Origin of the sequence: Staphylococcus sp. FSL H8-0121 (assembly GCF_038008425.1) — a bacterium.
Classification (GTDB): Bacteria; Bacillota; Bacilli; order Staphylococcales; family Staphylococcaceae; genus Staphylococcus; species Staphylococcus pasteuri.
Genome location: NZ_JBBOZB010000001.1, coordinates 71430 through 92378, shown reverse-complemented (window position 1 = coordinate 92378; position 20949 = coordinate 71430). Strand labels below are relative to the sequence as shown.

Sequence of the window (20949 nt, the reverse complement as noted above, 5' to 3'; positions counted from 1 at the left end):
ACTTTCACGACCTTCCTTTGTTATTCAAAAAATGCTTGTCCAATATCATAGCTATCATCTAGCACCATAATACCTTTTTCTTTAGGAGCATTTGGTAAATCTAATTCTTTCATTGAACAAATCATACCGCTAGATGCAACGCCTCTAAGTTCTGCATCTTTGATTACCATACCACTTGGCATTACTGCGCCCACTTTTGCTACAACTACTTTTTGTCCTTGTTCGACATTTGGTGCGCCACAAACTATTTGTAATGTATCATTACCTACATTGACATTGAGTACACTTAATTTATCAGCGTCAGGATGTTTTTCTTTTGTTTCTACATAACCTACAACAAATTTTGGGGATAAATCAGCATTCAATTCATATGTGAAACCATTATTTTTAATCATTTGTTGTAATTGATTAACGATTTCTTCAGTTAATTTAATGTGTCCATTACCTTCTAATTGTATATGAGTAGATATATTAAAGAAATTATACCCAACTACTTCGTTATCTTCGTTAGTTATTTCTACTACGTCGTTATTCTTTTTATAATTGAATTCGCCTTCTGTAGGGTCGATTTGTAAGAATGCAACATCTCCTACACCATTTGGATTAAAGAATAAATTCATTGTATATATCTCCTTTATCATTATTTATTTTTATTATTATTTATTTTTATCATTAAATTTTTTACGATTAGCTTCTAATCTTTGTATGACGTTAAGGTCTCTTTTTTGTTTATTGTTTTTCCCTAATATGAATATTGGTTCAAGATGACCTTTGTCGTATCCAAAAGATAAAGAAGTAATAGGGACAAGTCCTTTTGTGAAAAACTCCATAGTTAAATGAGCCATCACATCATAGCCTGTTTTGTTGCGTATATCAGCAATGACTAAAACATCTTGATGAGGCACTGCTACTAACATTTCGCCTTCACAATGATCTTGTATATCATTTAAAAATGATGTATTAAGTATGCGACTTGCATCATAACCATCATTAGAATTAATAAAATAGAATATATTACCTTTCACTTCATCGGTACTATATTTATTGTCAAGCTTTCTTACATTAAAAAGTGACATTTCTTTAATCTGTTGTTCTGTCATTTTCAATGTTTCTAACATACTTGCATCAATAAGTCTATATGACTTTCCTAAATCTAATGCGTAATAGATATTAGTTTCAGCAGTATGATTTTCATAAATGAATGCATGGCCTTCTTTAGTCTTTTTATCAAAACTTGTAGCACGAATCACCGGCATAATTTTAATTTCATCAAGTTGTTCTATACCTTGATCAGCCATTTGAGCAATTGCTTCATCTATATAATATATAATTTCATCTACAATTTTTTCTTCTTTTTCTTCATATTTTGCGACAATAGCGTTTAATTTAATTGTGACACCTTTATGATTGTCTTTTCTATAAATTCTTAATGTTTCGTCTTCACGATCGAATTTATAATTTACATCTAAATGATTCAAACGCTGTTTAATTTTATCTCTCATTTGAAAGACATTCATTCATATCACTCCTATTTCGCACCTTTTAATAGTTTACAATAAATCAAAGGATAGTAACAGAAAAAAACAAGTTTTTAAATATATTTTTCAACTATTCAATTAAATATATTGTGCTAAAAATTGATCTATTTGTTCAATGGATTTTCTTTCTTTACCAATATAACTTCCTAGTAATTCTCCGTCTCTATAAACTAAGAAACTTGGGATACCCATAATACCATTTTCTATACAAATATCTAAAAATTGATCTCTATCTACTGATACAAATTTAAAAGATTGATATTTCTCTTCTAATTGTGGCAATTCTGGTTCTATTATCTTACAATCAGGACACCATCCTGCTGTAAATTCAAAAACTGTATTTCCTTGCTTTAATTCTTCAAATTGTTGTTCTGTTTCAAGTTGTATCATGTTTTTCACTCCTATATTACTGATATTGTAATCGTTGTATTTGTTCTTCATTTAAATTCGTAATTGATGCTTTTAATAATTGACGAGCGGCATAATAATCACGGATATCAAAAACAGCATCTGTACTATGAATATAACGTGCACATACTCCTATTACTGCTGTAGGAATACCATCATTTGCTTTATGGATTTCACCGCCATCTGTTCCTCCTGGTGACATATAATATTGATGCGGAATATCATATTGTTTTACTAAATTTAATAAATAATCTCTAAAAGTAGGTCTGAGTATCATCGTACCATCTTTGATACGAATTAATGTCCCCTCCCCTAACGCACCAGATAATTGTTGCTTGCCTTTTATATCATTTGCAGGAGAACAGTCTACTACAAATGCAATATCCGGTTGAATTAATTCTGCTGATGCTTTAGCGCCTCTTAAACCTACTTCCTCTTGTACATTGGCACCAACATATAAATCAACATCTAATTCTGTATCTTTCAGTAATTCTAATATTTCGATAGCAATGAGACAACCATATCGATTATCCCACGCTTTTGCACTATATCTATATTCTGATAACTGAGTAAATGGCGTAGCAGGTACAATTGTGTCGCCAATTTCAATACCTTTTTGTCTAACTTCTTCACTCGAACTTGCACCTATATCTAACATTAAATCTTTAATTTGAGGTGCTGCTTCATTACCAGTTCTAAAATGTTTTGGAATATTGGCAACGACACCAATAATTTCTTCGTTTTTTCTATTTTTTACTTTTAATCTTTGTCCCTGCCATATATCATTTGCTACGCCGCCTAAATTAGTAAATTGGATCATACCATTATCTGTGATATGTGTAATCATAAATCCAATCTCATCCATATGAGCTGCTATCATTACACGTTTAGCATTAGCTTTAGGTGATTTTTTCACACCATAAAACCCACCCATTTTATTATCTACAAAATGATCTACATAAGGTGTCATTTGTTCTTTCATATATGTTTTAACATCATCTTCAAATCCTGGTGCACCATGTAATTCTGTCAGATATTCCATGCGTTCTAATGTTTTACTCTCTTCAATAGTCATTTGATGTTTCACTCCTTATAATTTATTATATCATCTTCATTATGGTAAACTAATAATATGAATCATGGAAAAGGGAGATACATTAATGAAATGTTTAAATTGTAAAAATATATTAATTGTAGGTGCTTGTACGGTAGTCATTTTATCAACTGGCGTAATTGTTTACCTAAATAAGAAAAAATTTTATAATCCCGATAAGTTATTAGAAGAAGTCAAAACATACTTTATGGATGTCAAAGGTTCATATATTGTACAACAACCTCTTAACGATCCTAATATTAATGCTAATAAACCTATTTATCTTGGCGGTATCTCCGCAACTAAAAATGGTAAATTAGTAGATTATGATTTTTATGCTGATGCATATACTGGTGAAGTTTTAAATATTATCGAATTATAAAATTAAAATTTACATAAAAATGATAGGTTATAGTTAGTTCATTATAGTATCACTTTTCTTAATGAACTAAACTATAACCTTTTTTCAACTTAATACTGACGATATGAACGTTTGATAGATGATGTAATTGAATGATCCTTGTGATTATATTTAACTGCGAAATAGTTTTCGTCATGATAATAGAGGAACCAGTAATCATTTAAAACATAATAAGGTATGAGTCTTTCTTTTTCACGAATTGAAGTCATTGGGTAATCATCGTACGCGGTAACCCATAATGGATTTTGGTGTGCTACTGTTGGGAAGATGTCAGCCATATGCACAGCTTTTTCTCCTTCACTTTCAATAGTAACTATAGAGTGACCAAAGCTATGACCACCAGTGTGTATCATTTTAATTCCTGATACCGGTTCAATCTCTTTATCAAATAAAATAATATTGTCCTGATAATCACCTTGATTCTTTTCCCAATACGTCGCTTTACTACGTATATTAGGCGCTAAGAATTCATGCCATTCATCTTGTTGAATATAATGAGTAGCATTTTTGAATCGTGCATTTCCATTTGAATCAGTTAGTCCAGCAGCATGATCATAGTGTAAATGTGTCATTAACACAATATCAATATCATCAAGCGTTAAACCAAAATATTGTAATTCTTCTTTTATAAAGCCTTCTTGAGTTACGCCATAATTTCTTTTTTGTTTGTCAGTTAATTTACCATTACCTACACCTGCATCGATTAAAATATTATATTGAGGATGTTGAATAAGAATTGGATGTGTTGGTGTATGAACTTGATTCTTATCATTCACACTATACTTTCTAGTCCATAATGGTTTAGGTACAACGCCAAATATGGCACCTCCATCAATATGAGTATTACCCCCATTAATATCGTTAATAGTTAATTCTCCTAATTTCATAAAAAGACACCTTCCCACTCATTTACTAAATTTACTCTTATTAACAAATTTAATACAATAACGTATATATAGCAATTAATGTTAAAGTTCTTATTGCGCATTTTAAAGCAATTAAATATATGGAGGACAATAATGCAATATAAACATAATAAGATTATTCTGTTGTTTACGACAATTTTTATTATTATTGAACTCATTCTTATTTATTCAACGTCAATTGTTTCATCAAATTTAGGTTATAACATCATCATCTTGTCCAATTTAATACCATTCATAAGTATGATGTTCTTAAAAAGTAAAAAATAAGACAAGACCCTTTTGATGGGTTTTGTCTTATTTTAAATGATTTCTTTAACCTTACATCTTTATCTATGTTAAGGTTATCAATCGTTTTAATTTTAACTATTTTTTAATAGCATGAACAATATAATTCATATTTGATTTATGTTTGCGCATTGTTTTAAACATAGTTATAAACATATGACGGTTTTCTTTTTTAAATGCATTTTTTAAAATTTTTAAAGTTCCTAGTAAACCCTCATCTCTTAACATGCCAACTGGTGACATCAATGATAATGGTCCTATTTTTGATTCAACTTGTGAAAATCCTGCATCTTTAAATAAACTATACCAAATTTCTGGCGTTAAAGGCGTCACTTTCATATTGATTGCTTTACTCAATTCATTAACTATAACGTCCTCATTATCTCGATTTATAATAGCAATATCGTGTGTAAGTACAATTCCATTAGGTTTAAGTACACGATAATATTCTTTTAATACTTTTTCTTTAACCTTATAAGGTAACATTGTTAGCATTGCTTCGTTTAAAATAATATCGAAACTTTCATCTTCAAAAGGTAAATCCATCGCATTTGCTTGTGTTAGATGAATATAGTCATTTAAATCGTTTTTATCTACGTTTTGTTGGCCAACTTGTAATGCTGCTTTATTTAAGTCAACTGCTTCAATTTGGCATTGGTATTTTTGAGCTAATTCAATAGACGTTGTACACATATTACATGCAACTTCTAAAACACGTTTATCATTTGAAAAACAACCTTTATCAATTAACCAATTGGTAGCTAAAATTCCACCTGGACGTAAACGTTTTTTCCCGAGTTGAGCTAAAAATGTGTGACCTGCTACTTTTTTACCATATATTAAACACCCTTTCTTTAATTAAAATTTATTAAATAAGACATGGTTTTCAAGATGAACATGTTCATGTGTTTCACGCTCTAAATTTTCAAGACGATCATATACGAGTCTCCAAGTTTGGCACGCTTCACTAGGTGCTTGATATTGATTAGTTAGTACTCTCATATCCTCTAATAATTGTCCAGTTTGTGTATGGTCATTAACTAGGCTTTCTATAATTTTCGAAGCATCATCAACGTGTTCCCCTCGTGAAATTTTGATTAATGCTGGAAAGTCGTGATTATCTTCTTCATCCATATGCTCAAGCATTCCATCTCTATATTGACGATATAAATTTTGCAATTCAATTAAAAATGGATGGTTAGGTCCATGTACCTTAGCTACTTTTGTAACGTATGGAGATAGATTTTTAAATTCCTCACGCATCGTTTCATGATAACGAGACTGTATATATTGAATTAATGATGGCACATCAAGATATTTAACATTGATATTACCTTGTGATTCATTAGGTAACTGGTTAATTTCATCTAAGATAGTTTGTACATCAACTTTTTTATTTTCAACGGCTTGCTCAATTGAAATATTGCCTCCACAACAAAAATCGATACCATATTTTCTGAAAATATCGGAACTTAATGGCATGTCGGTTACGACGTCAGCAACAATTGTATCTTTATTAATCATTTTTATTCCTCCCTTGATCACTTTTAATTATACTAAATAATAATCATTATCAATTACTTTTGTGAAATTATTCACTTATTTGTCGAAAAGATATTACAAAATTTTGAAAGTCAATTTTTTTAAAAAGTTAAAATAATATTAATGAAATTTATCCTAATAACTAAAATAATGTCGCTAGTATTAATTTGAATAATTAAACTTGGACAAAATAAAACCTGAGACATCAATAAATGTCTCAGGCTTATAATCATATATTATCAGTATTTGGCTGAATATTATTATGAAATTTTGCTTCCATTCGATATATTCTAGAACCCTTATCCGAAAACTTCTGTTCGTATTCGGTAAGGATATTATCCTCATCGTCTTCTTCGTGAAGGTTTAAATTCATCTTTGTAAAGTACATTCCGAATTGAGACATACTTTCTAAACTAAAGGCAAAAAGACCTCTATTATCAGTTTTAAAGTGAATTTCACCATCATCAATTAAAATTTGTTTATAAAGCGCTAGATATGTATGATAAGTCAATCTACGTTTAGCATGACGTCTTTTTGGCCAAGGATCAGAAAAGTTTAGATATATTCTAGAAACTTCCCCATCTTTAAAATATTCATTAAGTTCTATCGCATCATTACAAATCATTTTGAGATTTGTTAAGTTTTGCTCTTTTACTTTATCAAGCACTTTATACATAACACTCTTTTCACGTTCCATTGAAATAAAGTTAATCTCTGGATGTTGTGCGGCAAGTGTAGTGATAAATTGTCCCATACCGGAGCCAATTTCTATATAAATAGGTTGCTTCTTATCAAACCATTCTTCTATATGTCCAGCATGTGAACCATCCATATCTACTAAATCTGGATGGTCCTTTAAATAATCTTCCGCCCATGGTTTGTAGCGAACTCTCATAATCAAATCTCCTTAAATAAATAAGTTACTATTCATAACTTCATTTAAAAATTCAAGCCATGTATTCATATCTTTAAAACGTTTCTGTTCTTCATACCATTGAACCATACCAATTGATTGAATCACAGTGTACCATTTCATACGTTTATTCAAGTTCAAACTTTCTTGTACGCCGTAAGTTTCGAACCATTTAGACCATTTCTTCTCGGGAACGTAATTGTAAAGCAGCATTCCGATATCAATAGCTGGATCTGCAATCATTGCACCTTCCCAGTCTACTAAAAATAGTTCGTCTCTATCAGATAACAACCAATTATTATGATTAACATCACCATGTACGACAGTAAAGAAACGAGAATCTAAATTTGGTATATGCTCTTCTAAATATGTTAATGCTTTTCTAACAACATGATGTGTTAACACTTCTCTAGATAAAGAGGCATTAATTTTATTAAGCATAATCTCTGGCGTAATAGGTTCCATTTCCATTCTTTTTAACATTGTAAGTAATGGTTTAGAATTGTGGATTTTTTTTAATATTTTGGCTACTCTAGGTTGATGCATTTCGTTCGCACTTAATTCGCGACCGTTTTTCCAATGCTGCGCCGTAACTACTTCGCCGGTTTCTATTCTTTTTGTCCAAACAAGTTTAGGTACAATACCCTCTGCAGATAAAGCTGCAATAAAAGGATTCGTATTTCGTTTTAAAAACAACTTTTGTCCATCTTGTTCAGCCATATAGGCCTCTCCAGAAGCGCCTCCAGCTGAATCTAATGTCCACCCTAACTGATAAAACTGCTCCAACACGTTCACCTCACTTTCAATTAGAAAATGGCTCCAGAAATATGTTTTCAAGAGCCATATATTCTAATTTATATAAACCGTATAGTCGCTCTACACGCTTGTTAAAATTTATTTTACAGTTTTTGTGAGTTGGCTATTTCGTATATTTTTGTCCCTAAAAATACGCTTGAAAATTGCGTCCTCATTTAATATCACTCATAGAAGATTTTATAATTTTTACCATCATATTTCAACTAAAAATGAGAAACTAAAAGACACATTTTACTAGTCCGCTCATTAAATATTTATAAAACTACTTTGAATTAGATTATAACATATTTAGAGTGAGATAGTTGTGGAAATTTTGATAAATATTCAACTTATATACTATGTGTTTCTATATACTGATTGAATCCTTCTTGTAATTGTCGCGTAACAGTGCCTACTTTACCATCTCCGACATCTTCCCCATCAATTTTAACTACTGGCATAACTTCAGCAGACGTACTTGAAATAATAACTTCATCTGCATTTTTTAAGAAATCAACAGTAAACGTTTCTTCAATAAATGGAATATTTTTATCTTCAGAAATCCATTTAATGACTCTTCTCGTAATTCCGTTTAAAATAAAATTATTTATAGGATGTGTATATATTTTTCCATCTTTAATGGCGTATACGTTACTTGAAGCACCTTCTGTTACAGTTTCTCCACGATGTTGAATCGCTTCACTAGCATTGTATTTAACAGCAAATTCTTTAGCTAAAACATTACCTAATAGGTTTAAACTTTTAATATCACAACGTAACCAACGAATATCTTCTGTTGTCATAGTATAAATACCATTTTCTAAATCTTCATATGGTCTATCATAACTTTTCGTAAATGCCATGATAACCGGTTTTACTGGTGGTGTTGGGAATGAATGTTCACGAGGTGCAACACCACGTGTAGCTTGAATATAAATACCGCCATTTTTAACATCATTTACTTCTAAGAGTTTACGAACTAATTCAATTAATTCATCAACTGTATAAGTAAGATCTAATCCAATTTCGTTAGCACTTCTTAAAAATCTCTCGAAATGTTCTTTTACAGTAAATAGTTTACCTTCGTAAGCACGAATATATTCGTAAATTCCGTCACCAAAAACATATCCTCTATCTTCGTATGATACTTTAGCTTCATCTTGATTTAAAAATTCACCATTAATAAAAACTTTTGTCATAAATTATCCCTCCACACATAATGAGTATAACGCTTCAAGGTATATACTCGTTGCATTAAATAGTTGTTTTTTCGTGATGTATTCATTTTTCTGATGCATTAAGTCTTCTGAATCATTAAACATTGCCCCAAAAGCGACACCTTTGTCTAGGTTTCTGGCGTATGTGCCTCCACCTATTGTGTATGGCTCTGTCATATCTCCAGTTTGGTTTCTATATGCAGTTACTAATTTTTGAACAAAAGGATCATTTTTATCTACATAGTGTGGTTTTTGAACTTTACCCATTTCTACTCTAAATCCTAATGGTTTAATTTCATTAGTAAAACGTTCTATAGCTTCTTCAAATTCAAAACCTTGCGGATATCTTAAATTTATTCCAAATCGGCCAGCATTTTCATTATCATAATTGATAACACCTATATTAGTAGTAACTTCGCCCATAATATCAGTATGGAATTTCATACCCATTTTTTCACCAAAATGAGAAACATGTAAATATTGATTACTAAAGTTTACAAAGTCTTTAGCACTTTTATTTAAGTTTAATGTAGCTAAAAATTCTAATAGATATAAGCCAGCATTTACACCTAATGAAGGATCCATACCATGAACAGCTTTACCTTCAATAGTTAAAATAAGAATTCCACTGTCAACTGTGCTTTCACCTTGTAATTGATTTGATTCTATAAAATATTCAAAGTTTTGAATAACATCAGTCATGTTTTCTTTAACTAAAACTTTAGCTTCAGCATGATCTGGAACCATGTTATAACGTTGTCCAGAATTAAATGAAATTAATTCATAATCTGGTTCATCTACATCTTCAGCCATTTCATTTTGAACTAAATCAAATGTAGTGATACCTTTCTCACCATGAATAGCAGGAAATTCAGCATCTGGTGCAAATCCTAGTGCAGGCATTTCCTCCGTTTGGAAATAACGGTCTGTACATTTCCAATCTGATTCTTCATCAGTTCCAATAATAATATGAATTCGTTTCTTCCAGTCGACCTTCATATCATTTAAAATCTTAACTGCATAATAAGCTGCTATTGTAGGTCCTTTATCATCTAGTGTACCCCTTGCTATGATTGACTGGTCTGTAACAACTGGGTCAAATGGATTTGAATCCCAACCGTCACCAGCAGGTACTACGTCGACGTGGCAAAGAATACCTAAGAGATCGTCACCGTTACCCGCTTCTATACGTCCGGCAATATGCTCTACGTCATGAGTAGAAAATCCATCTCTTTCAGCCAATTTATACATATAGTCTAATGCTTCTCTAGGTCCAGGTCCTACAGGCGCATCATCACTAGCTTTACTGTCATCTCTTACACTTTCAATCGACAACAAACCTTTTAAATCTTCAATTATTTGGTTTTCGTATTCTTGAACTTTTTCTTTCCACATTCGAATTCGACTTCCTTTTTTATAAGTTATTTACTATTTTACATGAAGTTACAAGGAAACTACAGTAAGACGTCAGAAATATTACGAAATTTTCTAAATTTTTATAACTAAATAAAACCCTATGTACTATCTCTTATTGGAAATAGTACATAGGGTTTCAAGTTAACCAATATTATTTGTTATCATCTAACGCATTTTTATTATTTTTTAAGTCATCTTCTGAAACGACACGTAAATTATTATTTACTGTTGCGCCACCTTCATCATCAAACTTACCTTCGTCTAGGTCGTCTTCTTTTTTATCATCTAAGTTTGTGAATTTAGTTTTTTCTTCTTCTAAGAAAGCTTTAGGGTCATTTTTTAATCTTTCTGCATAACCTTTAGGATCGTTTTTCACGTCTTGAATTGTTTCATTAGCTTTCGTACTTAATTGATTAGCTAAATCTTTAGCATTTGCTTTGTATGATTCTGGATCTTCTTTATATTGATTATACTGTTCTTTTAATTTATCTCTACTTTCTTTACGAGATAATAATACTGCTGCTGCAGCGCCGCCTAAACCTAGAACTACTCTAAATAAATTTGTACCTTTTGCCATAAATTACACCTTCTCTTTCTTTAGTTTAACAATAATTTAAAATCATTTTCTGTTAATAAACGATATTCTCCTAATTCGAGTGTTTCATCTAACTCTAAATTAGCTATTTTAATACGTTTTAATTTTAATACCTCATTTTCTATCTCATGAAACATTCTTTTTACTTGGTGGTATTTACCTTCATATATGGTAACACGTGAGAGCTTGTTTTCAATTATTTCTAATTGAGCTGGCTTCACCTTTCCATCAGAAAGTTCTATACCTTTTTCGAATAATTTAATATCATTTTCCGATATGGAATTTTGAGACACAACTTCATAAGTTTTAGGAACGTGTTTATGAGGACTCATCAAATCATGATTAAATTGCCCATCATTAGTAATAAGCAATAAACCTTCTGTATCTTTATCTAATCTACCGACAGGGAAAATCCCCAAGTGTTGATACTCAGGGATTAAATCAATGACGGTTTTATCTTTGTCATCTTCAGTGGCAGAAATGACACCACTTGGTTTATTTAACATAATATAAATTTTATCAATATATTTAATAACTTCCTCATTAACTTTAACTATATCTACTTCAGGATTGATATGGGTTTTTGGTGATTTAGTCACGCTATCATTAACTTTCACATGACCTTTTTTCAAGTTTTGTTTAACTTCGTTACGTGTGCCAATCCCCATATTAGCTAAAAATTTATCAATTCTCATCGTAAGAACCCAACTTTACGTCTAATTTTTTCAGGTATTTCTCCTAAAAATTCATCAGCAAATTTAGTTTTTATTGTAATTCCACCATAAATTGCAGCACCTACGATAACACCAGCAATAATAATAATTAGATATCCTACTTTACTTGGTGCTAAGAATAGCTTACCAATAAAGAAGACAAGTTCTACACCTATCATCATAATGAATGAATACAAGAATATTTTTCCAAAATGAATCCAACTATAGCTGAACTTAAATTTGGCATATTTCTTTAAGATAAAGAAGTTGCAACCAATTGCGAATAATAATGCAATTGACGTACTAAGTACTGCACCTGGTGTACGTAATAACATAATTAGAGGATAGTTTAATATCAACTTAATAGCCACTGCACCCAAGATCACATATACAGTTAACTTCTGTTTATCAATACCTTGTAACATTGAAGCCGTCACACTTAATAATGAAATTAAAATTGCTACTGGAGCATATATGAATAACAATCTACTACCATCAAAGTTAGGGTCATGACCTTGAACAACTGGATCGTAGCCATAGAAAACTGTAAATAATGGTTGAGCTAATGCCATAATTCCTATACTAGCAGGAACAGTAATAAACATAAGCACTCCAATAGATGTTCTTATCTGTCTATGCATTTCATGCAATCGACCTTCTTCGTATGTCTTAGTAATATAAGGTATTAAACTTACTGCAAAACCAGCACTTAAAGATGTAGGAATCATTACTATTTTATTTGTTGACATATTCAACATATTAAAGAAAATATCTTGTAATTGTGAAGATACGCCTACAATAGATAAAGCTCCGTTATGAGTAAATTGATCGACTAAATTAAATAACGGGAAGTTTAAACTCACAATTACAAATGGAATACTATATTTTATAATTTCTTTATACATATTTCCGTAAGATACATTTATATCTGTGTTATCTGATAAAACCATTTTATCAATATGTTTCTTACGTTTTCTCCAGTAATACCATAATGTGAAAATACCTGTTATCGCACCAATAGCTGCTGCAAACGTAGCTATACCATTAGCCATTAATACAGTGCCATTAAAGACATTTAACACTAAATAACTTCCAACTAAAATGAATATTACACGTGCAATTTGTTCTGTAACTTCTGATACTGCTGTTGGTCCCATAGATTTATAACCTTGGAATATACCTCTCCAAGTTGCTAGTACTGGTATAAATATAACAACCATACTTATAATTCTAATAATCCATGTAATATCAGCAACTGACCAACCGTTTTTATCTGATGCATTACGTGATAGTGTTAATTCTGAAATATATGGTGCTAGGAAGTATAATAGTAAAAATCCTAGAATACCAGTTATACTCATCACTATAAAACTTGATTTATAAAACTTCTGACTTACTTTGTATGCACCTAAAGCATTGTATTTAGCAACATATTTTGAAGCTGCTAACGGTACACCAGCTGTTGCTACAGCTATTGCAATATTATATGGCGCATAGGCATAAGTAAACGGTGCCATATTTTCTTGTCCACCAATTAAATGGTTAAACGGAATAATAAATAGAACACCTAGAACTTTCGTAATTAATATACTAAATGTAATTAAGAAGGTCCCACGAACCATTTCTTTACTTTCGCTCATTAACTATCTTCCTATCTTTAAAAGTTTATTAAAGTTATTTAACTTCATATCTTATTCATTATTATTAGCTTACATTAATATAAAATATATCACAAAAACTATTTGTGTTAATTGATTTTATCATATTTTTATTAGTAAACACGCTTTTGATAAAATAAAAAGCAATCTCAAATCTTAGCTAGTCGATTTTTATGTATGATACTTCAAGTTTCCTATTATAATTCTCATTTTATTCATTGTCATCTAATTATACAACTTCTATAGCATATATTTTTCTATTCAGATACAATAGTGATGAATATTTATTGGAGGCAGTTAAAATGTATCAAACAATCATCATCGGTGGTGGCCCCAGCGGACTAATGGCTGCTGTTGCCGCTAGCTCTAGTAGTAACCAAGTTCTCTTGTTAGAAAAAAAGAAAGGACTTGGTAGAAAATTAAAAATTTCAGGTGGTGGTCGTTGCAATGTAACCAATCGCTTACCTTATGAAGAAATTATTAAAAACATTCCAGGAAATGGAAAATTTTTATATAGTCCTTTCTCTGTTTTTGATAATGAATCTATTATTCATTTTTTTGAGAGTCGCGGCGTAAAACTCAAAGAAGAAGATCATGGGCGCATGTTCCCTGTATCAAATAAATCACAAGACGTCGTGGATACTTTAGTTGATACGATTAATAAACAAAATGTTACAGTTAAGGAAGAAACCACTGTTCTTAATGTATCACAAGATAATGAAGGTATTTTTTCAGTTGAAACTGCACAACAAACTTATAAATCTAAAAGTTTAATTATAGCAACTGGTGGTACGAGTGTGCCTCAAACAGGTTCGACTGGTGACGGATATACTTTTGCAAAATCGCTAGGCCATTCTATTACAGAATTGTTCCCTACCGAAGTACCTATCACTTCTCCTGAACGTTTTATTAAAGATAAAACATTGAAAGGACTAAGTCTCAAAGATGTAGAATTATCCGTATTAAAAAAGAATGGCAAAAAAAGAATTAGTCATCAAATGGATATGATTTTTACACATTTTGGTGTCAGTGGACCAGCTGCATTAAGATGTAGTCAATTTGTTTATAAAGAACAAAAAAATCAAAAGAAACAAGATATAAAAATGGCACTTGATGTTTTTCCAACTATGAACGAGGATGAACTTTCACAACATATTATAAAATTATTAAAAGATGAACCTGATAAATATATTAAAAACAGTCTACATGGGTTAATTGAAGAAAGATATTTGTTATTTATTTTAGAACAAGCTGAAATTGATAATGAAACAACATCACATCATCTTTCAAATCAACAATTAAATACAATAGTTAAGTTATTAAAAGGATTTTCATTTAACGTTAATGGAACTTTACCTATTGATAAGGCGTTCGTAACTGGTGGCGGTGTTTCTTTAAAAGAGATAGAACCTAAGACTATGATGTCGAAATTGTCTAAAGGCCTTTTCTTATGTGGTGAAGTGTTAGATATCCACGGTTATACTGGTGGATATAATATTACAAGTGCATTAGTTACTGGTCACGTAGCAGGTTTAAATGCTGGAAAATATGATAATTTATTATAAATATTTGTATATAAAAACAGAGTTTAGGATTAATACCTAAACTCTGTTTTATTTATGATTTTATTGGATCAAACTTACAGTTTAACTATTTTATTCTGATTTATCTTTCTTTTGACTTAGTCGTCTGCTAACTATAGCAGCACCAGCCGCAAAGGCAATTCCTGCCACTGGTATGTGACTATCGTTTTGTCCAGTTTCTGGTAATTGTTTAGCTTCTGATGTTGAGTTATTGTCGTTCTCTTCACTTTGTTCAACTGTTGATGAAGTAACTTGTTCATCGATGTTTTCTCCATTTTTTATAGGAGTATTATCTTCATCAGTATTGCTTCCAGTGACTGTTGTTTGTTGAGTTGGAACATCATTATCATTATCTTTGTCTTTTTGAGGTGTTTTTACCGGTTCTTGGTTTGGATCTTTTTGAGGTGTTTTTTGAGTTACTTTTGGAACAATCGCTTCAATTTGTTTGATTGTTTCTTCTTTAACTTTTAACACATCTTCATTTGATTGGGCTTGATCTACTTGTTCACCAATTTTAGAAGTAAGCTGGCCTAATTGACTCAATGCTTTATCTTTTTGTTCTTGATTTGCTTGTGAATTATTAATCTTTTCTTTTTGTTCTGCAATCTTATCATCTAATGCTTTGATTGTTTCTTCTTTAATTATAGCTTTAACATTCACTGATCCTAATTTTAATTGAGCATTTTCAACCACTTCGTTAATGTCATTACTATTATTGGCATTTTTTATTGATGCTAATGATTCATCTTCAATTGCTTTCACTCTATTAATTGCGTCTTCTTTTTCGTCAGTAGTAGCTTTTGTTGAACTTTGAATTAATGCAACTTGGTTATTAACAAATTTCGTTACTTCTGATATAGCTCTAGGTTTAACAACTGTATCCACTTTGATAGCTTTAATTTGATCGATAAAGTTTGATTTTGCATTCGCTACTTCTTCATTAGTATTTTGTACATTTAATACAGCTAAACCTTTTTCTAAAATATTATTCAAATTTTCTTTAGCAGCTAATTTTTCACTTTCTACTGCATCTTCATTTGAATCAATTGTTTCTTTAACTTTATCCGCTTCTTCTCTTAATGCTTTTGCTGCATTAGAAATTTGTTCAACATTAATGACAACTTGATTTAAATCATTCATAGCATTCGCTTTAATTTGAGCGACATCAATGTCAGATGTTGCATTTTCAATTTCATTGTTAGCATTATTAACAATAGAATCTACTTTTTGTGCAGCTTCTTCAGATTCATCAAGTGTAGCGCCTAATGTTTGTCCAAATGTTTCTTTTAATTGATCAGCAAGTTGATTGATAGATTCAATCGCATTTGGTTTAGTTACAACTTCTGGAGTGACCTGATCAATTTCTGCTTTACCGTTTGACACCGCATCATCAACTTGTTGATTTGTATCAGCGTTATTAATATTAATAAATGCAATATTTGCTTGTTCTCTAGCGCTATTTATAGCATTATCTTTTTCTTGAGAAGTTGCTTTGTTATTTTCATTAATAGAATTTTCTTTAGCTGATAAAGCATCACGAATTTCTGTAATAGCATCTGCCTTTTTAGTAAATGTGAATTCAAAACCATTAATATCACTTAAAGCTTGGTCTTTGGCAGTTGTTAATTGTTGTACATTTGTAGCTTGGTTAATCGCTGTGTCATCTTGAGCTTTTATGTTATTTAAATTATTCAATGTAGCTGTAATTTCTTCTTGTGTACCATTCACAGCATCTTGAATTTCATTAACTTTATCATTGTAAACATCATTAACTTCTTTTAATGCATCTCGTCTTAATCCACCTATTGGTTGAACATTTTGTAAAGCATTAATTCCATTAGCTTTAGCTTCATCAACTTGTTGATTAGTTTGTGCTTGGTTCACTTGTTCTTTAGCTTTAGATAAAATAGCTTGTACTGTTTGTTTAGCATCATCAATATCTTCTTGACTATTATTTTGAGATTTATCTAACTCAGCTTGTTTTAAATCTGCCGTATCTGTTAATTCTTCATTAGCATTTTCTTTCTTAACAATTGATGGCGTAAATTGATTGATTTCTGTTATTGCATTTGTTTTAGCTTGATCTACATCATTGTTAGTGTTTGATTGATTAATATTATTGATAACTTTAGAAGCTAATTGATCTAATTTATCACCAGCTAATTGCTTTTCTTCAGCAGTAGCATTGGCATTTTGATAAATTGTATCTTTTTGTTGATTCAAGATGTTTAAAGCTTCTTTTTTAGCATTATCTTTGACTGTAGTTTCTGGTTGAATGGCTTGAATTGTTTCATCGTTAGCTTTAACTGCATTATTAACGTCTACGATACTTTGAGCGTTAGTAACATCAGTTAAACCTTGTTGTAATGCATTATCAACTTTTGTATTTGCTGCTTGTTTTTCTTCTTCAGTAGATAAAGGACTATTAGCAATTTCTTGCTTTTTAGCATTAGCTTGGTTTTGTAAATCTTGTTTTACAGCAGTTTTAACACCTGTATCTGCAGTTATTTGATTGATATTGTCGATACCTTCATTCTTTTTAGTTTCAACATCTATAGCACTATCTACATCAGTAACAGATTGTTTCGCATTATTAAGAGCTCGATCGATTAATTGATTTGCTGCATCTTTTTCTTCAGTAGTTGCATCTTGATTTTGACCTACTAATGCTTTTTGATTTGTAGCAGCTTGGTCTAATGCAGCTTTAGCATCTCCTTTAGTTTGTGTTGCTGGAAGTGTGTTACTAATGGCTGTTATACCATTTTGTTAAGCTGTAGCCACTTGTGCATTTGTAGTAGCCGCATTAACTTCATTATTGGCGTTAGTAACTGCTTGATTTAATTCTTGTAAAGCAATCGCTTTTTCCTCTGAAGTAGCATTAGGTTCGTTGTTTATAATATATGTTTGTTGTTCTTGTTTAGTTTGAATATTTGATAAAGCTGTCGTTTTAGCATTACTTTGTGGTACTACTAAATCTATATCTTGAATTGCTTGATTTTTAACTTGCGCTACCTGTGCATCAGTTGTTGCTTGGTTAATTTGTTCATTTGCTTTTGTAACAATTGCATCAACATTATTTGAAGCTTCTTGTTTTTCTTCATCAGTTGCATGAACATCATTAGGGAAAGTTTGTTTACGTTGTTCTGCTATTTGGCTAATTGCGTCTCTCGCATCTTGTTTTACATTCACAAATGCTCTAACTTGATTGATGTTAGTAATCGCATCATTTTTAGCATTATCAACGGACTGTTTACTCAAAGCTTGGTAAACATTATTAGTACCTTGACCTACTGCTCTATCTACTGAATCAACAGTATCATCACGTTCTTCTTTAGTCATATCAGGATTTTGAGTTAGTTCTACTTTGCGTTGTTCACCTAAATTTTCTATTTCAGCCATAGCATTATTTTTGTATTCTTGTGATGGTAAAATTGAAGTTATTTTAGCTATTTCTTCATTTTTAACATTTTCTACATCCGCATTTGACTGTGCTGCATCTATAGCTTGGTCAGCTTGAGTTTTAGCTGTTTGTAAAGCTTGAAGCGCTTCATTAATTTCCTCAGTAGTTGTACCTCGAGTTGCTTGTATAACTGTTTCTTGTTCAGTAACTTTTTGAGCAATTTCTGCTTTTGCAGCAGGTTTGACTTGAGCATCTTGTTGTATTTGGTTAATCTCTGTTTGGTTAGTTGCAACAGCATTATCTACATCATTATTAGTAGCTGCTTGGTCAATATCATTATTGGCTTTTGCAACTGCTTGATCTATCTTAGCGTTAGCTGCATCATGTTCTTCAGTAGTTGAATTAGTATCTTGATTGATAAGTTGCTTTTGATTATCTGCATCTTGAGCAATAGTTGTTTTTGCTTGTTGCTTTTTAACAGTTGCAGGTTCAATATTATTGAGTTCATTTAAACCATTTGTTACAGCAGTTGAAACCTCACCATTAGTTGTAGCTTGATTGATATTATTATCAATTTCAGCTTTTTTCGGATCTAATTGATTAATTGCGTCAGCTTTTTCTTCTGTTGTTGATTGATTTGAATTATTAATCGCTTGTTTTCTATCACTTAGTGCTTGATTAATTTGGTCTCTTGCAGCTGGTTTCTTTGCAACAACAGTGCTAGCATTTTGTAAGGCTTGTACAGTATTATTTTTCACATTATTTACTTCGTCTGTTGTATTAGCAGCTGCAATGTCAGTATGTGCCTCATTGGCTAAACTATCTACTAAATTATTAGCTTCTGTTTTTTCTTCTGTCGTAGCATCTGCATAGTTATTATTATTATTTTCTTTTTGTTGTTGTGCTGCTTGATTAATTTCGTCATTCGCCGAATCTTTTACGGCCGTTTCTGGCGTAATTGCATTAATTTGATTTATACCAAATTCTTTAGCTTGATTAACTTCCTGATTTGAAGAAGACTGATTAATGTTATAAGTTGTAATGCCTACTAATCCATTTACTTTTTCTTTTGCCTTCGCTTTTTCTTCTGTTGTAGCACCACTATTTCCATCAATAGTACTATTATGTTCAGTTGCAGCTTGATTAACTTCAGAAATAGCAGTTGGTTTCACAGTTGTAGTAGGTTCAACTTTTCCAATTGATGTAACATTTTGATTTTGAATATTATTTATTTCATCTTGTGTATTAGCACCATTGATGTTTTTTAAGGCCTGGTGTTCAACATTATGAACTTGGTTTACTGCTTCTGCTTTTTCTTCATTTGTAGCATTTTGGTTATTATTAATATTTAAGATTTGATCAGCTACCTTTTGAACAATCGCATTACGTGCAGCTTCTTTAGCATGTGTTTGTACAGTAATATTATCAATAGCAGTTAAACCATTATTTTTTGCTGTAGTAACATCGTTTTCAGATGCAGCTTGTTGAATATTATTATTAGCATTAAATTGTTGGTGCTCAACGTCTGTTAATGCAACTTGCTTTTCCTCTTGTGTGGCTTCTGCAGTAGTATTAATTGATTGGTTTTTCTCAGTAGCTTTTTGATTAATTTCATTAGTAGCGACTTGTTTAGCATTATTTAATGTTTGATTTTGAGCATTATCCACTTGGTTATTAGCTACTACATTATTATCGTTTGTACTATCTCCCACGTCACGTTTACTTCTTTTCTTAGGAGACTGATTTGTTTCTACTGTTGCGACAGGTTTGTTTAAACCTTCCGTTGGTACTTTACTATTTTGATTATCATTATTTAATTCAGTTGGTAATTTTGGTGTTTGTAAGTCATCTAACGAAACAGCAGGTTGTACAACTTCTACGGCTGGGGTATTAACTTCATCATTTGTAGTAGTATTATCTTGATTACTAACGCCTTCCCCACTATTCACAACAGGATTATTAATATTTTCAGTTGTTGCGTCTTGGTTATTATTCTCAGTAGTAGCTTGATTAACGTTAGGATCAACTACTTGATTTGTGTCACTGAATTGGCTGTCTACATTATTAGTTTGCTCTTGATTAACGACAGCGTTATCGACTTGGTTATTAGCAACCCCATTCTCTACTTCTGATGCTTCAGCACTATTAGTATTTACGCCTAAAAATGCTACTGTAGCAATTAATGCTGAGAAAATACCAACATTAAATTTTCGAATACTAAACTTTTGTTGTTTAAATAAATTCATAATGATTGTCCTCCTAGGTGTAATTTCATGATGTAAAACATTAGAATTATATTTAGATTTCAAATAGGTTGCACACCTTTGTAATATGCACAACCTATTAAATTTAATAATTATTTTATCATCAACCTAATTATAAATCTAGTATAAAAATATACTTATTTAATAAGAATTAAATATTTATAGCATGAAGAATTAGGTAT

At 31.0% G+C, this 20949-nt stretch carries 18 protein-coding genes and 1 pseudogene; 2 read left to right on the top strand and 17 right to left on the bottom strand.

All coding sequences use genetic code 11. The features are described from left to right. Positions 1-20: 20 nt before the first annotated feature. The 4 genes from ytpR to LFT63_RS00580 form a co-directional block, all read right to left on the bottom strand. Positions 21-620: a YtpR family tRNA-binding protein gene (ytpR, locus tag LFT63_RS00595; RefSeq protein ID WP_017638261.1), complete on the bottom strand. Its 600-nt coding sequence runs from the start codon at positions 618-620 to the stop codon at positions 21-23. Between the two features lie 36 nt (positions 621-656). Beyond that, positions 657-1517, bottom strand: a complete 861-nt coding sequence (locus LFT63_RS00590; RefSeq protein ID WP_340767748.1) for a DUF1444 domain-containing protein — start codon at positions 1515-1517, stop codon at positions 657-659. A 99-nt stretch (positions 1518-1616) separates the two neighbouring features. Then, complete coding sequence (locus LFT63_RS00585) at positions 1617-1928, bottom strand: thioredoxin family protein (RefSeq protein ID WP_017638263.1); 312 nt, start codon at positions 1926-1928, stop codon at positions 1617-1619. Positions 1929-1944: 16 nt separating this feature from the next. Next, entirely contained in the window at positions 1945-3021 is a 1077-nt protein-coding gene (locus tag LFT63_RS00580; RefSeq protein WP_029055646.1) for a M42 family metallopeptidase, read from the bottom strand. Positions 3022-3106: 85 nt separating this feature from the next. Between LFT63_RS00580 and LFT63_RS00575 the strand changes: the two genes are divergently transcribed. Further along, on the top strand, positions 3107-3421 hold the full coding sequence (locus tag LFT63_RS00575) for a PepSY domain-containing protein (RefSeq protein WP_037555526.1): 315 nt from the start codon (positions 3107-3109) through the stop codon (positions 3419-3421). An 89-nt stretch (positions 3422-3510) separates the two neighbouring features. On the opposite strand, the gene LFT63_RS00570 is transcribed toward LFT63_RS00575, so the two are convergent. The 10 genes from LFT63_RS00570 to LFT63_RS00525 all read right to left on the bottom strand — a co-directional run bounded on the left by LFT63_RS00570 (position 3511) and on the right by LFT63_RS00525 (position 13502). After that, positions 3511-4347 carry a YtnP family quorum-quenching lactonase gene (locus LFT63_RS00570; protein ID WP_046466826.1) on the bottom strand — a complete coding sequence of 279 codons (837 nt, stop codon included), beginning with the start codon at positions 4345-4347 and terminating at the stop codon, positions 3511-3513. A gap of 402 nt (positions 4348-4749) precedes the next feature. Continuing rightward, on the bottom strand, positions 4750-5511 hold the full coding sequence (locus LFT63_RS00565) for a class I SAM-dependent methyltransferase (RefSeq protein ID WP_029055643.1): 762 nt from the start codon (positions 5509-5511) through the stop codon (positions 4750-4752). Positions 5512-5529: 18 nt separating this feature from the next. After that, a complete protein-coding gene (scdA, locus tag LFT63_RS00560) occupies positions 5530-6195 on the bottom strand; it encodes an iron-sulfur cluster repair di-iron protein ScdA (protein WP_046466827.1) in 666 nt (221 codons plus the stop codon). A gap of 247 nt (positions 6196-6442) precedes the next feature. Next, positions 6443-7108 carry a tRNA (guanosine(46)-N7)-methyltransferase TrmB gene (gene trmB, locus LFT63_RS00555; RefSeq protein WP_017638269.1) on the bottom strand — a complete coding sequence of 222 codons (666 nt, stop codon included), beginning with the start codon at positions 7106-7108 and terminating at the stop codon, positions 6443-6445. A gap of 12 nt (positions 7109-7120) precedes the next feature. Then, complete coding sequence (locus LFT63_RS00550) at positions 7121-7912, bottom strand: phosphotransferase family protein (RefSeq protein ID WP_017638270.1); 792 nt, start codon at positions 7910-7912, stop codon at positions 7121-7123. A gap of 359 nt (positions 7913-8271) precedes the next feature. Further along, the gene (gene dat, locus LFT63_RS00545) at positions 8272-9120 is read right to left on the bottom strand and encodes a D-amino-acid transaminase (RefSeq protein WP_017638271.1); all 849 of its coding nucleotides are present in this window, start codon (positions 9118-9120) and stop codon (positions 8272-8274) included. A 3-nt stretch (positions 9121-9123) separates the two neighbouring features. Beyond that, positions 9124-10533 carry a dipeptidase PepV gene (gene pepV / locus LFT63_RS00540; protein ID WP_017638272.1) on the bottom strand — a complete coding sequence of 470 codons (1410 nt, stop codon included), beginning with the start codon at positions 10531-10533 and terminating at the stop codon, positions 9124-9126. A 172-nt stretch (positions 10534-10705) separates the two neighbouring features. Further along, a complete protein-coding gene (locus tag LFT63_RS00535; protein ID WP_017638273.1) occupies positions 10706-11131 on the bottom strand; it encodes a YtxH domain-containing protein in 426 nt (141 codons plus the stop codon). 20 nt (positions 11132-11151) lie between these two features. Further along, on the bottom strand, positions 11152-11844 hold the full coding sequence (locus LFT63_RS00530; RefSeq protein WP_046466830.1) for a pseudouridine synthase: 693 nt from the start codon (positions 11842-11844) through the stop codon (positions 11152-11154). Next, positions 11841-13502, bottom strand: a complete 1662-nt coding sequence (locus LFT63_RS00525) for a putative polysaccharide biosynthesis protein (protein WP_017638275.1) — start codon at positions 13500-13502, stop codon at positions 11841-11843. Before LFT63_RS00525 ends, LFT63_RS00530 begins: the two co-directional genes overlap by 4 nt. A gap of 320 nt (positions 13503-13822) precedes the next feature. Here LFT63_RS00525 and LFT63_RS00520 point away from each other — a divergent pair, with 320 nt between their 5' ends. Then, positions 13823-15085 carry a BaiN/RdsA family NAD(P)/FAD-dependent oxidoreductase gene (locus LFT63_RS00520; RefSeq protein WP_029055640.1) on the top strand — a complete coding sequence of 421 codons (1263 nt, stop codon included), beginning with the start codon at positions 13823-13825 and terminating at the stop codon, positions 15083-15085. A 90-nt stretch (positions 15086-15175) separates the two neighbouring features. On the opposite strand, the gene LFT63_RS00515 is transcribed toward LFT63_RS00520, so the two are convergent. The 3 genes and pseudogenes from LFT63_RS00515 to LFT63_RS12620 form a co-directional block, all read right to left on the bottom strand. Further along, positions 15176-17851 carry a DUF1542 domain-containing protein gene (locus LFT63_RS00515; protein ID WP_340768198.1) on the bottom strand — a complete coding sequence of 892 codons (2676 nt, stop codon included), beginning with the start codon at positions 17849-17851 and terminating at the stop codon, positions 15176-15178. Between the two features lie 18 nt (positions 17852-17869). Next, a complete protein-coding gene (locus LFT63_RS00510) occupies positions 17870-20170 on the bottom strand; it encodes a DUF1542 domain-containing protein (RefSeq protein ID WP_445684202.1) in 2301 nt (766 codons plus the stop codon). A 491-nt stretch (positions 20171-20661) separates the two neighbouring features. Next, positions 20662-20749, bottom strand: a pseudogene (locus LFT63_RS12620) (YSIRK-type signal peptide-containing protein); the annotation flags it as partial. Between the last annotated feature and the right edge of the window lie 200 nt (positions 20750-20949).